This window comes from Streptomyces akebiae (assembly GCF_019599145.1).
Classification (GTDB): domain Bacteria; phylum Actinomycetota; class Actinomycetes; order Streptomycetales; family Streptomycetaceae; genus Streptomyces; species Streptomyces akebiae.
In genome coordinates this window covers 1,443,961-1,464,385 of record NZ_CP080647.1, presented here as the reverse complement: position 1 = coordinate 1,464,385, position 20,425 = coordinate 1,443,961, and the positions used below count along the sequence as shown (strand labels likewise).

The window sequence follows — 20,425 nt, the reverse complement described above, 5'->3', positions numbered from 1 at the left end:
CATGGATCACATTCCCTCCGTCATTCTCGGCTTGTGCTCCTACACCCATGACTCGGCCGCCGCGCTGCTGGTCGACGGGGACTTGGTCGGTTTCGTCGAGGAAGAGCGCCTGTCCGAGGACAAGCACACCAAGGCGTATCCGCGCCATGCGGTCGCATGGCTGCTGAAGGAGGCCGGGCTCACCGCCAGCGACGTGGACGCTGTCGCCTACAACTTCGAGCCCGCCCGCTACCTCGTTGAATCCCCGGTCGCATTGCGCTTGGCTCTGTCGGCGACGACACGCGAGCGGGCGCTGCCCAGGGCCCACGGCTTCGCCAAGGTGGCACTGCGTACCCAGCACCGCGTGCGCACCCTCGGGCGGCTGTTCCCCTCCGCTCGCGTCACACCAGTTCTGCACCACCGGGCCCACCAGATGGCTGCCTTCGCCGCGTCGGGGTGGGCCGAATCCGCGGTGCTCGTCGTCGACAGCCTCGGGGAACGGCAGACCACCACCATCGGACACGGTCACACCGCGCTGCGCCCGCGCACCCACATCGTGGAGGCCCTCCACGACCCGGCGTCTTTGGGCTACGTGTACGGCGCGGTCACCGAACACCTGGGGTGGCGCCGCGGCGACGAGGAGGGCACCGTGATGGCCCTCGCCGCTCTCGGCGACCCCAAGCGGTTCCGGCACCTGTTCGCGCGAGCCGTCCGCACCACGCCGACCGGCTTCTTCGTCGACCCGGCCTACTTTCCCCCGCGCACCCTGTCCTCCGGCTATGCCCGGACCTCTCGTCGCTTCATCGCCGAGACGTGCCCCGCGCGCCATCCGGAGGAGCCGGTGGGGGATGTCCAGCAGGATTTGGCGGCTGCGCTCCAGGAGCGCACCGAGCAGGTCATGCTGCACCTGGCCCGCCGCGCCAGGATGATCACCGGTTCCCGCCGCCTGTGCGTTGGCGGCGGAGTCGCCACGAACTGCGTGAGCATTGGCAGGATCATCGAGGCTGGCATCTTCGACGAGGTCTTCGTGCCTCCCGCCCCGGGGGATGCCGGTACCGCGCTCGGCGCGGCGGTCGCTCTGCACATGGACGGGGGAAACCGGCGCCCCGTGTCGGGCATCGCCCGCGCCTGCTACCTCGGTCCGTCCTTCGCCGACGAGGCCCTCGACCTCACCCCCTGGCCTGGACTGCAGCAGAAGATGCTGGGTATCGAGACTGCGGAGTTCCTCGCCGACCAGCTCGCCCACGGCATGATCGTCGGCCTGTTCCAGGGCCGGGTGGAAGCCGGACCCCGCGCCCTGGGGAACCGGTCGATCCTCGCCTCGCCTCTCCAGCCGGGGGTGGTGGGACGGTTGAACGCCACCGTGAAATACCGAGAGCCTTTCCGGCCCTTCGCCCCTATGGTCCTGGCCGAGCGCGCCCGGGAGTTCTTCACACTCGGCCAGGAGGCGCCGTACATGTCCATGGCCTCCGGCGTGACGGACACCGCGCGTGAGCGGGTGCCAGCCATCATCCACGCCAACGGCACTTCCCGCCTGCAGACCGTCACCGCCGCGCAGAACCCGTTCATGCACGCGGTCCTGACCGCCTTCGCCCGCCGCACTGGGGTCCCGGTTCTGATCAACACCTCGCTCAATGTCAAGGGCAAGCCCATCTGTGGGACACCGGCCATGGCCTTGGACTGCCTGGCCGACTCCGGCCTGGACGCCCTGATGCTGGAAAGCCGGTGGATCACCAAATGAAGATCGGATACAGCTTCTGGGGCTTCCTCGGAAACGGCATTACCGACACTCCGGATGGGGGCCGCAGCCACCGCCGCCCCTTCATCGACGCCCTCCTGGCCCGCGGGCACGAGATCGTCTTCCTCCAGGCCAACCGCGACCTGCTGGAAGCAGGCGACGACCTCGGCGGCACCTACACCTTCGACGGCGGCATCCCGAAGATCGACGTGCTGTTCCTCGAATGGCGCTGGGCGATCGACGGGCGCAACACGACCCCGTGCGGAACCGACGGCCACACCTGTGACCTGCACCGCCAGGCCGAACTCATCACCCGGTACACCGCGCGGCGCGGCACGCCGACCCTGATCTGGGACAAGGACCGCACGCTGCGACCCGAGAGCATCTGGCGCGGCACCCTGCAGACCGCCGTATGCGAGGCGGCTGTGGCCCCCTCGCCGGGCGCCCACCCCCTGCTCTTCCCCGTCGACGACCGGCTCCTGGCCCAAGCCGACCCTGTCGCACTCGCCGCCCAGCCGCGTGACCTGACGCTCGCCTATGTCGGCAACCAGTACGACCGCGACGCGCACTTCGACCGCTACTTCGCCCCGGCCGCCGCACACGTGGCGCACCTCGTCGGCGGCAAGTGGACCCAGACTGACCGCTGGCCGCACGTCCGCTTCCTCGGACGAATCCCCTTCCAGGAAGCCCACGGACTGTACGGCAGGTCCCTGGCCACCGTCCTCATGCTGCCCGAGCGGTACGCCGCGGTCGGGCAGATGACCCAGCGGATTTTCGAGGCAGTGCTCGCCGGCTGCCTGCCACTGGCTCCGGCCGACATCCATCACGTTGAGCAGTTCGTGCCTACCGAGCTGATCGTGGCCTCCGGCCAAGAGGTGATCGAACGGCTCGCATTGCTCCAGAAGATCGCCGGCAGTCAGCAGCACGCGGACCTGATACGGGCTTGTCTGGACCGCCTGGACCTGTTCCGCCTGAGTCGGCAGGTCGATGCGCTGGAGAGCGTGCTGGCCACGTTCACCCGTGGCGCGGACGAGCGGGGAGCGGCCTGATGCGACAGATCTTCCAGGCTGGCGTGCCTGGATCATCCGGATATGTCCTGGCGGCTGGTCCGCTCGGGCACGAAAGCGACTCTAAGCTGGAGCACCATGATGAAGGTTGCCATTGTCGGCTGCGGGGGCAGCGGCAAGTCGTACCTGGCCCGCGAGCTGGGGAAGATCCTCGAAGCCCCGGTGACTCATCTGGACGCCGCGTTCTACGACGACGAGTGGAACGCGCTGCCGATGGACAAGTTCGCCGAGCTGCAGCGGGAGCTCGTTGCCGGGCCGCGGTGGGTGATCGACGGCAACTACAACTCGACGCTCCAGATCCGGCTGGAGTCCTGCGACACCGTGGTCCTCATGGACGTGTCCACGATCTCCGCGCTGTACGGGATCTTCTCCCGACAGCTGCGGCACGGGGCCGGTCACAAGGGCAACGGGGTGCACAACCGGATCCACTGGGGTGTGATCAAGTACGTGGCGACGTACCGCCGCAGGATGCGCCCCCGCGTCATGGCCAAGATCGACGAGTTTGCCTCCGGCCGTGCCGACGTCGTGCTGCTGACCAACCGGCGACAGACGCGCCGCTGGCTGCAACAGGTGGCTGCCCAACACAGCTGAGCCCTCCGCGTCCGCGAGGGGAGGGCGCGGCGTGACCGAGGTCAATCCCTTCCTCGACCCCTCACGGCAAGCGGACCTCTACGGGGATCCGTCGCGCCTCGCTGGCCGGTCCAACGCCCTGATGCGGGCCAAGACCGCTGGTCGGCCCGTGCCGGACACGATCGTCCAGCTGGTGCGGGCGCACCACGGGCGAGCGGACCGCCTCGGTATCGTCCTGGACATCGGCTGCGGTCGCGGTACGAGCAGCAAGGTTCTCGCCGAACTGCTGCGCCCAAGCCGTGTCGTAGGGTTCGACGCGTCCGCGGCACTGATCGATCAAGCCCGCGAGCGCATGCGGCGCCTGCCTGGGGTGCAGGTGAGCTTCCTCCGAGGCGACTTTCACCAGCTCCCCCTTCCCACCGGATCGTGCGATCTGGCAGTCGCCGCGTTCTGCCTGTACCACTCGCCGCGCCCGCAGGCCGTTGTCGCGGAGATCAGCCGTGTTCTCGCCCCCGAGGGAATGGCCGTGCTGGTCACCAAGTCCCTTGACAGTTACCGGGAGTTGGACCAGCTGGTCGCAGCGGCCGGCCTCGACCCGAGGGGCGAGCGGCACGAGAGCTTGTACGCCTCCGCGCACAGCGGAAACCTCGCAGACCTGGTCGGCACCTCGCTCGACGTGGTGACGACCGAAGACGAGGAGCACCGCTTCACCTTCGACGGTCACGACCACGTTGCGGAGTACGTGGCCACCAACCCGAAGTACGACCTGGCGCCCGGCCTGTACGGCAATCCGGGAGCGGTGGCGGCAGTCCTGCACGAGTTCCTGCCGGACCGGCTGGTCACCACCCGCTCCGCCATCACCTACGTTGTGGCGAAGCCGGGGGGAGGACCGGCGTGACGAGGGGTTATTTCACCAAGCACTACACGGAGTCCGCTCGGGTCGCCGCCGCTGTTCGTCACCACTGGTGGCTGATCGAGCACGCTCGCACTCTGAGCCTGCCGGCGCTGGGGGTGATCGGACCGAAAAGCTTGAGCTTTCAGTGGATCAAGGGGCGCCCGGCCCGACCGGAGGACCTGCCGCGCCTGGCGCAACTGCTCGGCGACGCTCACGGCACCGCCTGGGCCAGCGACCTCCACGCGGCCGACTTGCACGTACCGCATCGCTTCGACGACGGCACTGAGTTCGCCGACTACCTCGGCCCGCGCACCGCCGCGTTGCGCAAAAGGCTGGAGCAGGGGTACCTGCCCAACAAGGTCGCCCTGCACGCGATGCTGGCGCTGCTGGAGAAGACTGCGGAGGGCCCCACCGTCTTCTACAAGGACAGCAACCCCCGCAACTTCCTCGTCACCGAGACGGGCGCGCTATTCACCGTCGACACCGACGACCTCACGCTGGCTCCGGCGGCGTACGACCTGGCGAAGTTGGTCGCGACGCTGCTACTCACGTACGGACCGCTCCCGCGCACAGCCATCGACGCTGCCTTGGCCATCTACAACGCGGCTGCCTGGCGCCACGATTCAAGGCTCGGTGCCACGGACCGCGACCGTCTCGACGACTTTCTTGCCTTACACGCGGTCCTGACCGCCCCGTACCTGGGGCGCAACGGCTACCTCTACGGCTGGCCACCCGACTTTCCCCGACTCCGAGGTTGAGCATGATCACCACCGAACTCGTCTTCGTCCGCCACGGCGAAGCCCAGTGCAACGTCGACGGTCTGGTCGGAGGACCGCGCACCTGCACCGGGCTGACCAACCGCGGCTACGACCAGGTGGAGCGAGTCGCACATCGGCTCGCCGCCGAGCACCAGGACCGACCGTTCGACGCGCTCTACGCCGGACCGCGCCTGCGCCTGATCCAGACCGGTGAAATCCTGAGCCAGGCCCTTCGCGTCCCGCTCACCACGGACGCGCGCCTCGACGGCCCCGTCCACGGCGATGCTGACGGCAAGCCTTGGCCGGAGGTGAAAACCGCTGCGGACGGCGGACCGCACGCTCACCCCGACACACCCTGGGCGCTGGGATCCGACACGTGGAACGGATACCTCACGCGCGCCGGTGCCTTCCTGGCACAGCTCATAGACGAACACGAGGGTGACCGGATCCTGTTCGCTGCGCACGGCGAGACCGTGATCGCCGCTCATACGCTGCTTCTGGGCATTCCCTTCGGTACCCCGTCGGGCTTCACCGTCACCCACGGATCGATCACGTGCTGGCAGCATCACCGTAACCGGCTGGAACAGACCCGATGGATTCTGGACCGGCACAACGACACCTCGCACCAGCTCCTCCCGGTAACGAAGGTCGCCTCGTGATCACGGCGTCCGTCGATCCGCGCCTCGAACTGGCCCGCGAAACGGTCGGCTCCGTCCGCATCCTGCCGGATCCCAGCCTTCCGTCCCGACTGATCCAGCTGATCGACGGCCGGGGACGCAGGTACTTCGCCAAACAGCACAGCAATCGCCCACGGTACGTCCAGGAGGTCCACGCGTACCGCACCTGGTCGCAGCACCTCACCGGGCATGTACCAGACCTGGTCGGCTGGCACGACAGGACGCACACGCTGCTGGTGACCGCGCTGGCTGGCACGCGTGCTGACGCCGTGGCCCCAGGATCGCGCGAGGAGGAACTGGCCCACTACGAGGCCGGTCGCGTCCTGCGTCTACTCCATCAGGCCACCCTCATCCCACGCTCCGGAGCCGTCGGCCCCGACCTGGCAGACCGCCTGGCCCGCTGGATCGCCCGGGCCGAGCACGCCCGCCTCATCTCCACGAACGAGCGCGGACTCCTGTCCGCGCACGAAGAGGTCCTGGCGAACACGCTCATGGACAGCGCTGCCTGCCACCTCGACTACCAGCCGCGGAACTGGAACTTGGGCGAATCCTTCGGCCTGTACGACCTGGAACACATGCGACGTGATGCCCGCATCCGAGACTTCGCCCGCATGGAGTTCCGCCGCTGGCAGGCAGCTACCCATCTCCGGAACGCGTTCTACTCCGGATACGGAAGGCACCCCACCGACACCGAGCAGCGCCTCCTCGAATCCTTCGGAGCCATCGAAGCCGTCACCGCCCTGGTCCGCGGATACGAGCAGGACGATCTCGCCCTCTCCGCACACGGCCGCACCGTGCTGGCCCGGCTGAGCTGAACCGTCGACACCACCGTTTCTGGAGACACCCTGTGACACACCAGCTAAGCCCGCAGCTCACCATCTTCCCCCGCCGCGCCGTCGTGACCGGCGCCGCCGGCTTCATCGGTTCCCACCTCGCACACGCCCTCGTCCAAGCCGGGACCGTCGTGATCGGTGTCGATCGTCGTGACCCCGGCGCTGACCCGATCGCGGCGGCCAACCTCGCCCCCTTGCGGTCGTTCCCGGGGTACCTGCATGTCACGGCCGACCTGATCGGCTGTGCGATCGACCCTCTCCTGATCGATGCAGACGCGGTGTTCCACCTCGCCGGAATCCCTGGTGTCCGTCCGTCCTGGGGAGCGCAGTTCAGCGACTACGTCGCCTCCAACATTCTCGCCACCAAGCGCCTGTTGGACAGCGCCGTCCGCATGCGCGTTCCGCGCCTGGTTGTCGCTTCCTCTTCCAGCGTCTACGGCGCCACCGACGGTGGCCCCAGCGTCGAGACCGATCACCCGCGGCCCACGTCACCGTATGCCGTCACCAAGCTCGCCGAGGAACAGCTCTGCCTCGCCCACGCTGCGCAGTCCCATTCCCCGACCACGGTCGTCGCGCTGCGGTACTTCACCGTCTACGGCCCCCGGCAGCGCACCGACATGTTCGCCCACCGCGCTCTGCTGGCCGCTCTGACCGGACAGCCACTGCGCCTGTACGGGGACGGTCACCAGCGCCGGGACTTCACCTACATCGACGACACCGTCGCCGCCACCATCGCCGCAGCCACCGCTCCCGAGGCACATGGAGTGATCAACGTGGGAGGCGGCTCCAACGCCTCCCTCCTGGAAGTCATCGGCATCGCGAGCAGCCTCGCCGGCCGCGACATCGAGTTGCACCAGGAGAGCCCCCGCCACGGCGACGTCCCTATCACCTGTGCCCACCCCGGCCACGCCCACGAGGTACTGGGGTGGAAGCCACAGGTCGACCTCCACAACGGCATGCGTGCCCACATGCAGACCCTGGCCGCCGAACCCGCTGTGTACAGCCGGGCTGCTTAATCAGACGCACATCAGGAGGAGTTGCTGTGGAGAGTCTTGAGCGAGCACGACTCGACGCCTTCTTCCGGCGAGTCACCGAGCAATTCCCCGTCGGCGGCCCGATCACGTCACTCATCATCACGCACCTGCTCTCCGAACGCCCGGCGTTCTTACGCGCGATGGCCGAGACTTCGACCGTCGGTGCCGTACTGCCCAAGCCCAAGTCCGTCGACCAGCGGACACTGGACGTGGTTCAGAGCCTCTATCCGGTCCACGACCTCAGCAGGGAGCAGTTCGCCGACTCCACCCGTGCGCTGGAGTACGTGGAGGACACTGCAGGCGGCCAAGACGTCGTCCTGGTAGACATCGGCGGCTACTTCGCTCCTAGCCTCGGCACCGTGACCGAGAAGTTCTCCGGCCGTGTCCTTGGCGTCGTCGAGGACACGGAGAACGGACACCAGCGGTACGCCGCGCTCGATCACCTTCAATGCCCCGTCATCTCGGTGGCTCGCTCACCGCTCAAGGACTGCGAGGACCACCTCGTGGGCCGGTCCATCGTCTTCTCCACCGACGCCCTAGTGCGCGCCCGTGGCGACATCCTGACCAGCCGCAACGCCTGCGTCCTCGGCTTCGGTAAAGTCGGCCGCTCTATCGCGCAGACCCTCCGGGCCCACGACCTGCGGGTTACGGTCTACGACAAGGACCCCATCCGGCGCGTGCAGGCGCACTCGCACGGATTTCGTACCACCGCAACCACCACCGATGCGGTCAGGAACGCCGAACTCGTCCTGTGCGCCACCGGAAACCTCGCCTTGCGCCAGCACGACTTCGCTGCCCTGCGCAACGGCGCCTATCTCGCCTCGGTCACCTCTTCCGAAGACGAGCTGGAACTCACACCCCTCCACGAGCTCTACCAGCGCATTCCGGTGGGGGACCAGCTGACGCGCTACGAGATCACTGGTCACTACTTCTACGTCCTCGCCGACGGCGGCGCTGTCAACTTCGTCCACGGTGCTGCCGTTGGCACCTACATCCACCTCGTCCAGGCCGAGATACTCGCCGCCACCAGCGCTCTCAGCCACGGCCACTTCCAGCCTGGCCTGCACAGCATGCCCACGACGGACCGCCAGGCCATTGCCAGGATCTGGCTCGACCACTTCGACAGGTGAACCACATGCCGCCGTCCCCCGCCCACATCCGTGCCACCGCCGAGGCGTACCTAGCCCGCCACCCCGGTGAGCGGCAGCTCCTTGAACCGCTGTTCAGCACCCTGGCCGGCGTGGAAGACCCCACGCACCGCAAGACGTTCCCCGCCCACGTCACGTGCAGCGCCATCGTCCTCAACGACGTCGGCGATGTGCTCCACATTCGCCACAATGCAACGGGCAAGGCCCTCGCGCCGGGCGGACACCCCGAACCTGGCGACCCGGACCTCGTCCACGCCGCCCTGCGGGAACTCTCTGAGGAGACCGGCATTCCCCGCGACGCGGTTCACCCTCTCGCGGGCTACGAGACGGTCCCCTTGGACATCGACGTGCACGACATCGCCGCCAACCCGGCCAAAGGCGAGCCAGCGCACCAGCACATCGACTTCCGCTTCGTCTTCCTGCTCCAGGTGCAGCACGCGGTGATCCTTCAGACAGAGGAGGTCAGCGGCTACGAGTGGCGGCCGTCCGAGGAGACCGCCTCGCCGACCGTCCGCGCCAAGCTGGCGCTGCTTCCCCGCTCCGCGCATCCCTGAGACGCACCGACCGGAGTCGCCATGACCGCCGTTCACACCACACAACCGACCAGCCCACGCCGCCACGTAGCGATCATCCCGTGCCGGTGGGGTGCCTCGCGTTTCCCGGGCAAGCCCCTGGCTCCGCTCGGAGACAAGCCCCTGCTCTGGCACGTGCACCAGCGCTGCATGGAGGCGACACGCCTTGATGGTGTGTTCGTCGCCACGGACGACGAACGCATCGAAGCCGCCTGCCATCGACTGGGCATCGAATGCATGCGCACCCAAGAACACCTCACCGGCACGGACCGAGTCGCGGAGTGCGCTGAACGCCTTTCCGCCGACGCCTACATCAACGTTCAGGGCGACGAGCCGTTCATCGCGCCAACCGCGATCGACGCCATATCCGATGCCCTGCACCACCTCACACCCGGCGCACTCGCGGTGAACGCCTACACGGAACTGGACGACGTCGGAGCCGTCCTCGACCACAACGTCGTGAAGGTCGTCCTGAAAAGCGACGGAAACGCCTTGATGTTCTCGCGTCAACCGATCCCTTATCCACGCGGAGACCGCCCGCGGTACTTGCGCCAGTTGGGACTCTACGGATTCACCGGCCTCGCTCTCCGCCAGTTCTCCCAACTGCCTCCGGGACCACTGGAACGAGCCGAAGGCGTCGAAATGCTGCGCTTCATCGAGCACGGACACGGCGTTCAGATGCTTTCCGTCGCAGACAAGGGCATGGCCGTCGACACACCTGAGGATCTCGCCAGGGCCTTCCGTCTCCTGCACTCAACAACAGGTCTTCGCGCCACAGGGTGAACTGCCTCTTCCTTACACCGGAAGTTCCCTGAGGTTGATAGTTACCGCAAGATCTACTGAGCGTCACCGAATTAAGACCGCCGTAGGAAGTAACAGAACGGGAGAAGAAGACCCATGGACACGCTGACGCGTCCAACACTGCTGTACGCCGTGCTGGAAAAGCGCCAGTGGCTTCGGTTCGAGGTGTTTCAGAGGCAACTTGGAAATGCAGGCTCCCGGGCAGCAGGCCACTACGGCAACCCGCGCCTGGCGACCGTGAGCGTCACAAAACTCACGTTCAAGCGTTGGCTGGCCGGCGAACAGGAGCCGCGGGGGGATGCTGCCACCGTGCTCGAATTCTGGCTCGGCCACACCGTGAAGGAACTCCTGGGCCCGGCCCCGATGCGCAAGGTGGTGCTGGCACGGGTCCCTCATGATGCGTCGCTGGCCGCCGTGCACAGCTTCGACGTCCGGTTCGACAGTTCACACCTGTCCGTCAACGGGCCGATGCCAGGTGCGGGAGGGGTCTGGCACCTCGACGGGCTTCGGATCCTGGACGGGACGTCGGTGGCGGTCCAGATGTATGAGGCAGAGCCACAAGGTGACACCGTGATCATCGGGCCCGAGGACCAGGAGCACCTTAGGTACTTCACCCAGGCCCGTCGGCGGGCTCTGATCATCGCGGCACTGGGTGCACGCGGGGCGGATGACCTGTACGTCATTGACGCCGCGCATGCACGGCGCCACCTGCTGATGCCAGTCGACAGTCTGCCGATCCCCGCAGCCTACCGACTCGACAAGCTGGTCTACGCCCTGCTCTGGGCAGCGCTCAACGTAGATGACAGCCTCTTGGCTGACGACCAGGCACTCCACATCGAGCAACGGGCCCTGGAAGTTCATCTCACCCAATCGCGCTCTGCGGCTGCTCGGGCCGCCTATCCCGACCTCACGGACGTCGGAGCAGCCTGGATCGGATCCCACGTCTGCGCGTCGTATCTCCGACGCCACCTGGACCCCACCGACACAGCGCCTTGGCTGTGGTCAAGGGTGCAGTACGGGGGGCAGGCCGCGGGCTGGTTGCTGTTCACCGAACGGCACCAGGTCCTCCAGCTGATGCAGGAGCGCTCGGCCGAAGCAGGAGACGCACCTGGGTGCGTCTTCTGCATCCCCGAATCCGCGGTCAAGAGCAGCGAACCGTACGAGCGGCTGTTGTTGCTGCTCACTATGGCTCTCATGGAGTCCTACGGCTTGACCGCGCGCCTATACCCGGCACAGGTGAACACCGCGGAATTCGTACTGGCCCCACAGCGGCGTGCGGTCGTGGCCGACTGGCTGAGTCCGGACGCCGTGTGGCATGTCAACAGCACGACCAGCAAGAGTGAGATCAACTCTCTTGCCCATGCCCTCGATCAAGCGCGATCCCACAGCATCACCTCCGCCAGCACGCCGCACGAGAGACTGCATCAAGCAGCGAACTACCTGGAATGCGATTGGGGTTGGCTGGTCGAACGGTGCCAGGAACTGAGCGCGTACGGCATCAGCGGCCTGCTTCAACTGCGAAGCCATCTGATCCAGCCCAGCGGTATCGAGCGCGCACTGTCCTTTCTCGGCGAATCCCCCTCGACCAGATAGAAACTGTGGAACCTCCCGCCAGCCTATGTTTTCCCTCCTGTGCCGTGCTGGCCGTCCGTACGGCGGGAACAAGCTGGCACCGAGGGGATGCGGCCGACCAAGACGTCCCAGCTACAGGTTTGGGTAATGGCTGGGTGAATCGGTTCCACATCGCTTGCCCTGACTGAAGACCCGCGGACGATCTCACATGATGCGCAAAGCTGAGTGCGATGAGCTGGCAGGCGGGCATGTAGCCGGAAACGACCTCCGAACGATTCAAGTTGCACTGGCAACGATCAGCGTCATCGGCCAGGCTGTGCGGTGCTCCTGATACCGCTGGGAACAGGTTTCCAACCGGGACCAGAGGTGTAGGTGAGGCCAGTCGTCGGCGGACGATGCATCGGGACTCGCCTCGCACCTCCAGGGGGGCCTGACCTCGCACGTGTCCTTCTGGATGCGGCGGACAGCTCTCCCGATCGGCCCCCTCTCTGGCGGCACGGCGTTCGGCCCCAAGCAGTTGACGGCACGTACTGCACCACCGGGCCGACTGTCGAGCCTGACTGATGCGGCATGCGGTGTCGAGCCAAGGGCCTGCCCACCCGTCTTTCCGAGGACATCGATGTCTGAACTCTCTCCACCCGCCCCGGCGGGAGCCGGCCGCCAGGGCGGACGGCACGCCGCGCGCGACAAGGCGGCGGACGACTACGGTCTCCGGCGTCGGCTCATACGGGCCGTGATGGTGCCGACGGCATGCGAACTTGTACTCCTGGCCACTGCGGTGATCGTTGCGGTCGCGGCAAAGCCCTCCGCCGGTTACGCAGCCTGGCTGGTGGTCGGCACGACAGCCGTTGGGAGCGGCATCCTCGTGATCGCCTATCGGCATGTCCGGATGATCGCGCGATCGGTGGAGGAAGAAGACCAGCTCGTCGGGGAATGGCTCACGTTCCTGCGCACGCGAGTGAATGCGGGCAGCCTGGCCCTCCAGGAGTACACGGAGGCCGTGCGCCGGGGTGAGCGCTCGGCCCGGCCGCCCGCGTTCGACACGGTGGAGGGCAGCCACACGTTCGCGGTGCTGGCGCGAGCCCTATCCGCGTTCTTGGGGATCGCGGTGACGTCGGTCGCCCAGGCAGTGCAGCAGCAGCACTTGGCAGTGTTCGTGAACGTCGCCCGTCGGCTCCAGTCCAATTGTGCGTCAGCCTTCAACGGGCTTGAGGCAGTCGTACGGGACGAGGAACATCCACACCGGCTCACGGAGCTCTACGGCGTCGATCATCAGATCACGCAGATCAGACGGTCGGCGGAGAGCATGCTGGTGCTTGGCGGCGACAGGTCACACCGCATCAGCCAGCCCGTTTCCATCAAGGCTGTGCTGCGCTACGGGATCCAAGAGATTCAGCACTTCAACCGTGTCCAGGTCACCGAGGCACCCACCGGTCTCATCCACGGCTTCGCTGTCGCCGATGTCACCCACCTGCTGGCCGAGTTGCTGGAGAACGCCACAAGGTTCTCCGATCAAGAGGTCAGCGTCCGAGCCGAGGACGTCCCGGACGGATTGCTGATCGAAGTGGACGACCGCGGGCTTCCGATAGAACTCGCCGTACGGCGCCGGCTGAATGCCCTGCTGCGGGAGCCCGACAGCTTCGACTTGGCCGAGCACCTGATCCAGGACGGCCGCAGCGGGCTGTTCGTTGTCGCACGGCTCGCCCAGCGCCACGGCATCAGGGTCGAGCTGCTGCGCAACAGGTACGGCAGTACCCAGGCGGCCGTGGTGATTCCCCATGCTCTGCTCGTTCCCCAGCAGCCGCCCGTGGCGCAGCAGAGGGCCGGTGCCGATGCACCCCGCAGTGCGACCGTCGTCGCCGGCGCGGCACCCGTACCGGGGCGCGTCCTGCTCTCCGGGGCGGCGGAGCGGCCGGCGGCTGCGGCGCCGCCCGTCCTTCGTGCTGTGCCTGATCGCCCGCAGCCCGCAGTTGCCGATGGCCGACACCCGGCAGCACGTACCGCGAAGGCCCCGGAACCGCCCGGCAGCAGCCCGGAGGCCGCCTCGGGGACGCCTGCCGATGCTGTGGTCCCGACCCCGGGCCGGAAGCCCTTGCCCAAGCGGAACGGGAACCACATGGCTCCCCAACTCCGGCAGGAGCAGGGCGCCCAGACTTCGCAAGTCACCCATAATCCGCAGCTCGCTGCCCAATTCGCCGCGGGATTCCGCACACCCGTCGGCGGCGAGTCCTCCGAGCCCACCGTTCCACTACCTGCTCCCGCTACCACCTCTGCCCCCACCCACGAGGAGATGTCCTGATGAGTGGAAAGACCCCGAAGGAAACGCTCGAATGGCTGCTGCGCGACTTCGCCGAACGCGTCGCGCATGTGCAGGCCGCCGTTGTCTCCTCCACCGACGGCATCCGCATGTACTCGTACGGGATCGACGACACTGACGACGTCGACCAGGCCAGCGCGATCTCCAGCAGTCTGTTCTCGCTGGCCAAGGGGGCGGACGGCTTGTTCGCCGACGGCGTGGGCGGTGCCCGTCAGGTCATCACGGAGGGCGACAGCGGGCTCGTCTTCGTCACCCACCCCGCGGCGGGCGCGCTACTGACCGTGCTGGCCTCCCATGAGGCGAACGTGGGTCTGATCGGGTACGAGATGAACATGCTCGGCCAGAGCATCGGCCCGGCTCTTGCGACCGCGCCGCGTATCTCCGCGGCAGGATGATGACGGCCTCCGACCAGCACCCCTTCATCGACGCCGGTATCGCAGACCTGCGCCCCTATGCGATCACGCAGGGCCGCACCACGCCTACACACGAGCTGGATCTGATCACGCTGGTGGGGGCACGCAGCTCCGCGCACAGCCCGCCTCAGGGCCTGGTGGAGGAGGCGGTGTTCCTCCTCTGCCGGTCTGAGGCCCGCTCGATAGGGGAGTTGTCGGGTCGGCTCCGGCAGCCCGTCCACGCGGTGAAAGTCGTGGTCTCCGACCTCATCGACCAGGGCTTCCTCATCCCCTCCATGGCCGGAGAGGACGAAGATGCCCGTGATCCCAACGTCTTGGGGAAGATCCTTGCAGGACTCAGAGAACTCTGACGCGCCGCTGGCGCCGTGGAAGATCCTCATCGCGGGGGGCTTCGGAGCCGGTAAGACCACCTTGGTCGGTGCGGTCAGCGAGATCGAACCGCTGTTGACCGAGGAGACCCTCACCCAGGCCAGCATCCGCACAGACAGCGTGCATGGCGTGGAGGCCAAGACCACCACCACCGTCGCATTGGACTTCGGCCGCATCACCCTGGCCCGCCAGCGAATGGTGCTGCTGCTCTTCGGCACGCCTGGCCAGGAGCGCTTCTGGTTCATGTGGCCCGACCTGGCCAAGGGTGCCGTGGGAGCCGTCGTCCTCGTCGACACCCGCCGGATCGAGGACTGCTTTCCCGCTGTGGAGTACTTCCTCAGCAAGAAGCTGCCCTTCGTGGTCGCCGTCAACCACTTCGACGGGGCAGACCGCTACGAGCCCGAAGAAGTGCATATCGCGCTGGACCTGCCCTCTGGCACCCCGGTGGTGCTCTGCGACGCCCGCGACACCGGCCAGGGACGCGATGCGTTGATCACCCTCGTTCAGCACGCACATGATCTCGCGACCCGCAACAGACCACCCGCCCCCTGTCCTCCCCTCTCCAGGAGCACACATGCTTGATTCCGCCACCGGCACCGACCCGCTGACCCGCTTGCGGGAACAGACCCCGGCCCGGCTCGCCCGTGTCCACGCGCTCGGTCTGTTCAGCGAGCCTGACGCTGAATTCGATCGGTTCGCCTCCGTCCTCGCCCGCGAATCGGGCACCGACGAGGCGCTGGCCATGGTCAACTTCTTGGGCGACCGGCAGTACTTCGCTGGCCTGTGGGTACCCCCCAGCGCCCGCGACACCGTCGCCATGTCCCGGGTGATGTCCCTGGAACACGGCTGGTGCCCGGAGGTCGTCGACCGCGGCAAGGCCCTGCCCCTGTACGACGTCTGTCTCTCCCCGCGGTTCCGCACCAACGAAGTCGCAAACGAGTTCGGCATCCGCACCTACATGGGAGCCCCGCTCTTCGACCCCCAAGACCCCACTCTGCCGATCGGCACGGTCTGCGTCATCGGCAAGCAGGCCCGGCCCAAGGAGGACGGCGAGCAGATGCTCGCCTTCATCAAGGACCGAGCCCAGCAGGCACAGTTCCTCCTCAACAGCCGCGTTCACGAGCAACTGCTGTGACATAGCCGGCCGCCGCCGCTCCCACGGCCTAAGTGGGGGCGGCAAACATCTGCGACCACTCCGGCTGCTGCGCAGTGCCCAGCGCGAACTTCGCCAGCCTGAGTCGCTGTACATCCGAAGTACCGGCCGGGGCGAAGATGGCATGCGCGTCCCGGAAGCACCGTTCGATCGGGCGGTCGGTGAACAGGCCGCAGGCGGCATGCACCTCCATGCCCAGCTTCGCCGACGCCGTCCCCAGCTCGTAGTTGACGAGCTTGGCGTTCATCAGTTGTCCGTCACACGGCACCCCCCGGTCGAGCATGTCGGCTGCCCAATACAGGACGGTCTGGGCTGTCATCAGGTTCGACACCATCTGGCCCAACCGCTGTTCGACCGCGCCGAGTTCGCTCAATGGTCGGCCGTAGCGTTGCCGCTCGGCCGCGAACGCGAGCGTCGTCTCCACGGTGGCCTGGTGCACGCCCAGGGAGACTGCTCCCAGGTTGGTCCGTCCGTTCAGGACACTTGCAGAGTCGGCGACGTCCCGGCCGTCGCCCACAGCTCCCAGCAGGTTCTCCTCCGGCACCCATACGTCCTCGAAGAGGACCGTGCCGAAGGAGAACCCGGCCAGTCCCATCGCCGGCACCTGCGGGCCCACCGACACACCGTCGCGTTCACTTTCCACCAGGAACGCGGACAGACTTCCCGGGCCAGAGTCGGCCGTACGCACCACCACGCAGTGCAGGTTGGCGAGGTGGCTGTTGCCCACATACACCTTCTGTGCATTTAGCACCCACCCGCCCCGTCGGCGGCGGGCATGGCCCTGAATGCCTCCGATCTGGCTGCCCGAGACCTCCTCGGTAACGGCGATCGTCGGCATGACTTCGCCCGCTGCGATCGGCCGAAGCCAGCGCTGTTTCTGATCCTCACTGCCGAAGTTGTCGATCATCGCGACAGGAAGCTGCGATGCCTGAGCCGCAGCCCCCATCGCCCCGCACACCCGGGCCAACTCCTCGATGAGGACCACCTTCGCCACGTGGCCGGCACCCATCCCGCCGTACGCGGAATCGATCGTGACGCCGATCCACCCTCGCCGGGCGATCTCCCAGGCAAGGTCCCGCTCCACAACGCCACTCGCCTCCATGCGCGCTATACGAAGCGCGACCTCGGTCTCGGCGAACGCCCGCACCTCGGCCTTCAGTTGCTCGTGGCGCTCAGTGATGCCTCCGCCGAACACCAGCGTCCTCCCTCACACGCGACCTCGGCCCCACCACCTGTGCGCACGACGGCGTACGCACCGGCCGCAGGGCCGACCGGTCGACCACGGCTTCTCCCCCTGACGCCGCTCCAGCGATGAGGAGGATCGGCCCCGAACGGGCCGTGCCCTTCCTGTTCTGAGCCATGTCCGGCTGATGTCCCAGGTGAGCACTCCTCTCACCGTGGCGATTTATCGCCTTCGTCGCACCACCGCTCTTGAATCGTTTGAGGGTCGTTCGCCTCGCCGGCAGCACCGCCCGCAAGCCCGTTTGCTGCTTTTGCGCACGGATGCTCGACTCCATGACAGGTCTGGCGGATAGCGAACGATCGCCGAACGATTCCGCCGCAGGTAGCAACGATCCGTTGCCCTGGCCAGAGTTGAGGCACTCCGGACGCGCAGCACCACGGCTCCCGTAGTTGGCCGCTGCGTGCCGCGAGAGTGCGGCCCCGGTTTCGCCCTGCCAGTCCATCCGGCCGGGGGCCTGGGCAACCAGACCCCGTTCGCGCACGCGCCCCCGTCGCGTACGCGAACGGACGTCCTTCAGCTGGACCACATGAAAGGGCTGCCTCCGGGTGTCTGCACAGTCTCGGCGTATCAGGATCGTCAGCTGCAACTTCGAGTTGAACGGCAACGGCGACTACCAGAAGTGGCTGAGCATGCATCAGCGGCTGACCGCGCTGCGTCCGACGATCCTGTGCCGACAGGAGACGTTCGGCTACGCCCCGACCGGCCGCGGATCCGTACTGTTCAGCGAGTCGCAGCGCATCCTGAAGCTCACTGGCGAACTCGGCCCGAAAAAGCATGCGACCGCGCTGTACTACGACCCCGAGGTGTTCGAGCAGATCACCGTATGGGACACGGAGTGGCCGGGCTGGCTGCTGCACCCCACGGCGATGACCCTGCGGGTGCGCGGTACCCAGGACGTCGACGTCGTGGCGGGGTGCGCCCACCTGTCCTACAACTCGCCAACCAAGCGGAAGGGCGAAGCCGAGGATGTGACACGGTTCGCCGACCGCGTCGAGACGTACGAGACCGAGCACGGCCCGGTCAAGCGCAAGCTACCCGTGCTCGCGATCGGCATGGACTGCAACAGCTACGTCGACCCGGACCGGCTTGTACCCGGCGAACACCCGATACCCACGCTCGACGAGATCAAGGACCCGCAGCACCGCGCTCACCGCAGCTACGAGATCGCTCCCGGTCAGCGGGTGATGGACTCCGAGCCGGACCGCATCCTGCTGACCGCGCACCTGGAGGACGTCGCCCGGCACGCCGCGCTCCTGCCCGGCGGCCCCGGCCTCTCGGCCGTCGCCCCGACCGTGGACGCATCCGACACCCACGGCCCGGCCCACCGTGTTGACCGCGTCTGCACCACCGATTGGCTGCTTCCCGCCGTGGTGAACGTCGAGGTCATCGACATGACGGGCCTGAGCGATCACCACACGGTGGTCGTGACGTACGACCTCGCGACGGTCATCGATCTCTACCGTGCCCGTTTCGCGCTCACCGACTGATCCATCACCCCGCCGGAGCCGTCCGGCCCTAGGACCGCCAGTTCCGTCCGTGCCCCCCGTCGCGGGCGGAACTGGTCACTCCCTTTCCCTGCACATGCCGACTTACCGCGCCGAGAGCGCCCGACAGCGAAACTCATGACCCTAGCCTGCGAACACCTCAATTACGCGCCCGCCGATCCGGGCGACGCCACGACCGTGGCGCCGCTCGCCGGCGCGCCGGTTCTCCTGGAGGAGGAGGACCTGACGATCCTGCATCTGATCGCGGCCGGGCGACGCCGCGTCGACATCGCCAAAGCCACCTTCAGCAGCATCACCAAGGTCGACGAGCGGACGCGGCGACTGTGTCACGTGCTCGCGGCAGACAACCGACAGCATCTCGCCGCCCTCGCTGCCGTGTACGGCCTGGTCACCGGCGAGCCCCTCCCCGGTGTACCCGGCATACGACCTTACGTGTCCGAGGACGATCAGAAGGTCCTCGACCTGGTCGCGGCCGGGTTGAGTAGCTCGCGCATCGCGGCTCGGCTCCAGTGCGACGTCGACCCCGTGAACACCGCCATGACGCGGCTCACCTTCGCGTTCAGCGCGGACAACCGGTATCAACTCGCGGCTCACGCAGTACTGCTGGAAGCCGTGGCCTGCCGCGCCGTCTCTCCGCGCTTCCCCGCCACGGCACTGTCCGAGCTGCCCCCGTTCCACGTAACGGTTACGGGCACCGGCGTCCTCCTGCACGCCACGCCGCCGCTGCCGCTGCCGTCGGTGGCGCCCGCCCGCCGGAGCCCGGCCGGGAGCGTCCCACCTGCCAGGGCACCCGACCCGAGCGAGGCAGACCGAGGCAAGAGACCAGTTGCGGAATCACGAGGAGCCCCGGCGCCGCTCCCGCCGGAGCTGGCCACCTGGGTGAACAACTACGTGGGACGCCATCCGACGTGGGAGCTGCCCAAAGACGGTTCCGGCGCCCGTAGTTGGCGGATGTCGGCGCCGGAAGGGATCATCGAGCTGCGGGTTCCGCGGACCCACAGCGACCTCCAGCGCGAGGTGTCAGCGCACCGGCACGCCATCGGCCGGCTGGGCGCCGGACAGGCGCCGCGCCTGCTCGGGTTCGACCCCAGACTGCGGGCGCTACTGACGCGGCAGCCACGCGGCGAACGTGTGGATGACGCGCCCGACAGGGGCCTCCATCTGCGCGAATCCGTGCACGAGCAGGCTGGGCAGCTGCTGCGCATCCTTCACGAGAGCACACTCGGGGCCGGCGATCGGCATGCGCAGGCCGTCGAGAACACCTCGCGGTACCTCGACTACATCGACCGCGTACTGGAACGGATTGATCCCCCGGTGCTAGCCGGGCACCGCGCGGTCATCCGGCGCCGCCTGGTCGTCCTGCGTGAGGACCTGCCGCAGCTGCCGGTCGCCTTCTGCCACGGCTCGTTCGGATTCGGCGCCTGGCGATGGCAGCGGGTGACACGATCCGTGGCCCTGACAGGGTTCGAGCGCTCGCAGGTGATGGCTGCCGCCGTCGACTTCGCCCGGCCGTCACTGCTGTGGGCTGAGTACCCCGCTCTGCAGAACGCCTTCGTCCGCGGATACGGCCGGTCCCTGGATGAGTGGGAACGACGGCTGCTGGGCGACTTCGCCGTACTCGCCGCCCTTGAGGATCTGTGGCACACGAACCCGAGGGACGACGCCAAGACCTACGCGCGTTTTGCCGGCGCCCTGCGCACGGCGGCGGGCCAGCTACCTGTCCCTGAGACCGTCACCGCCGTTCGCCGCACGGAGGCACCGACCGGATGAAGAACTCGCGT

20 protein-coding genes are annotated in these 20,425 nt (G+C 67.4%); 19 read left to right on the top strand and 1 reads right to left on the bottom strand.

The window, feature by feature from the left end:
* Position 1: 1 nt before the first annotated feature.
* From K1J60_RS06465 to K1J60_RS06385, 17 genes are all read left to right on the top strand, one after another.
* Positions 2–1,720 (top strand): carbamoyltransferase family protein, encoded by a 1,719-nt coding sequence (locus K1J60_RS06465; protein WP_220645324.1) that lies wholly within the window; start codon positions 2–4, stop codon positions 1,718–1,720.
* Complete coding sequence (locus K1J60_RS06460; protein ID WP_220645323.1) at positions 1,717–2,766, top strand: glycosyltransferase family protein; 1,050 nt, start codon at positions 1,717–1,719, stop codon at positions 2,764–2,766. The genes K1J60_RS06465 and K1J60_RS06460 overlap by 4 nt, the downstream gene beginning before the upstream one ends.
* A 96-nt stretch (positions 2,767–2,862) precedes the next feature.
* Entirely contained in the window at positions 2,863–3,375 is a 513-nt protein-coding gene (locus K1J60_RS06455; protein WP_031112264.1) for a P-loop NTPase family protein, read from the top strand.
* 31 nt (positions 3,376–3,406) lie between these two features.
* Positions 3,407–4,252 (top strand): class I SAM-dependent methyltransferase, encoded by an 846-nt coding sequence (locus tag K1J60_RS06450; protein WP_031112266.1) that lies wholly within the window; start codon positions 3,407–3,409, stop codon positions 4,250–4,252.
* Entirely contained in the window at positions 4,249–5,007 is a 759-nt protein-coding gene (locus tag K1J60_RS06445; RefSeq protein ID WP_220645322.1) for a phosphotransferase, read from the top strand. The genes K1J60_RS06450 and K1J60_RS06445 overlap by 4 nt, the downstream gene beginning before the upstream one ends.
* A 2-nt stretch (positions 5,008–5,009) precedes the next feature.
* Positions 5,010–5,666, top strand: coding sequence for a histidine phosphatase family protein (locus tag K1J60_RS06440; protein WP_220645321.1), 657 nt, complete (start codon positions 5,010–5,012; stop codon positions 5,664–5,666).
* Positions 5,663–6,499: an aminoglycoside phosphotransferase/kinase family protein gene (locus K1J60_RS06435; RefSeq protein ID WP_220645320.1), complete on the top strand. Its 837-nt coding sequence runs from the start codon at positions 5,663–5,665 to the stop codon at positions 6,497–6,499. The genes K1J60_RS06440 and K1J60_RS06435 overlap by 4 nt, the downstream gene beginning before the upstream one ends.
* Before the next feature lie 32 nt (positions 6,500–6,531).
* Positions 6,532–7,533: an NAD-dependent epimerase/dehydratase family protein gene (locus K1J60_RS06430; protein WP_259407588.1), complete on the top strand. Its 1,002-nt coding sequence runs from the start codon at positions 6,532–6,534 to the stop codon at positions 7,531–7,533.
* Between the two features lie 26 nt (positions 7,534–7,559).
* On the top strand, positions 7,560–8,681 hold the full coding sequence (locus tag K1J60_RS06425) for an adenosylhomocysteinase (RefSeq protein WP_220645319.1): 1,122 nt from the start codon (positions 7,560–7,562) through the stop codon (positions 8,679–8,681).
* A 5-nt stretch (positions 8,682–8,686) separates the two neighbouring features.
* On the top strand, positions 8,687–9,253 hold the full coding sequence (locus K1J60_RS06420) for an NUDIX hydrolase (protein WP_220645318.1): 567 nt from the start codon (positions 8,687–8,689) through the stop codon (positions 9,251–9,253).
* Positions 9,254–9,274: 21 nt separating this feature from the next.
* Complete coding sequence (locus tag K1J60_RS06415; RefSeq protein ID WP_220645317.1) at positions 9,275–10,054, top strand: 3-deoxy-manno-octulosonate cytidylyltransferase; 780 nt, start codon at positions 9,275–9,277, stop codon at positions 10,052–10,054.
* Positions 10,055–10,168: 114 nt separating this feature from the next.
* Complete coding sequence (locus tag K1J60_RS06410; protein ID WP_220645316.1) at positions 10,169–11,665, top strand: hypothetical protein; 1,497 nt, start codon at positions 10,169–10,171, stop codon at positions 11,663–11,665.
* 598 nt (positions 11,666–12,263) lie between these two features.
* Entirely contained in the window at positions 12,264–13,943 is a 1,680-nt protein-coding gene (locus tag K1J60_RS06405; RefSeq protein WP_220645315.1) for a histidine kinase, read from the top strand.
* Complete coding sequence (locus K1J60_RS06400) at positions 13,943–14,356, top strand: roadblock/LC7 domain-containing protein (protein WP_031112279.1); 414 nt, start codon at positions 13,943–13,945, stop codon at positions 14,354–14,356. Before K1J60_RS06405 ends, K1J60_RS06400 begins: the two co-directional genes overlap by 1 nt.
* Positions 14,353–14,724 carry a DUF742 domain-containing protein gene (locus K1J60_RS06395; RefSeq protein ID WP_220645314.1) on the top strand — a complete coding sequence of 124 codons (372 nt, stop codon included), beginning with the start codon at positions 14,353–14,355 and terminating at the stop codon, positions 14,722–14,724. Before K1J60_RS06400 ends, K1J60_RS06395 begins: the two co-directional genes overlap by 4 nt.
* Complete coding sequence (locus tag K1J60_RS06390) at positions 14,669–15,325, top strand: GTP-binding protein (RefSeq protein WP_220645313.1); 657 nt, start codon at positions 14,669–14,671, stop codon at positions 15,323–15,325. Before K1J60_RS06395 ends, K1J60_RS06390 begins: the two co-directional genes overlap by 56 nt.
* The gene (locus K1J60_RS06385; protein WP_220645312.1) at positions 15,318–15,878 is read left to right on the top strand and encodes a GAF domain-containing protein; all 561 of its coding nucleotides are present in this window, start codon (positions 15,318–15,320) and stop codon (positions 15,876–15,878) included. The genes K1J60_RS06390 and K1J60_RS06385 overlap by 8 nt, the downstream gene beginning before the upstream one ends.
* A 28-nt stretch (positions 15,879–15,906) precedes the next feature.
* Here the strand turns inward: K1J60_RS06385 and K1J60_RS06380 are convergent, their stop codons facing one another.
* Entirely contained in the window at positions 15,907–17,091 is a 1,185-nt protein-coding gene (locus K1J60_RS06380) for an acyl-CoA dehydrogenase family protein (protein ID WP_259407586.1), read from the bottom strand.
* 593 nt (positions 17,092–17,684) lie between these two features.
* Between K1J60_RS06380 and K1J60_RS06375 the strand changes: the two genes are divergently transcribed.
* Both K1J60_RS06375 and K1J60_RS06370 read left to right on the top strand, forming a co-directional pair.
* Positions 17,685–18,626 (top strand): hypothetical protein, encoded by a 942-nt coding sequence (locus tag K1J60_RS06375; RefSeq protein WP_259407585.1) that lies wholly within the window; start codon positions 17,685–17,687, stop codon positions 18,624–18,626.
* A 135-nt stretch (positions 18,627–18,761) separates the two neighbouring features.
* Positions 18,762–20,414, top strand: coding sequence for a helix-turn-helix transcriptional regulator (locus tag K1J60_RS06370; RefSeq protein ID WP_220645311.1), 1,653 nt, complete (start codon positions 18,762–18,764; stop codon positions 20,412–20,414).
* Positions 20,415–20,425: the final 11 nt, after the last annotated feature.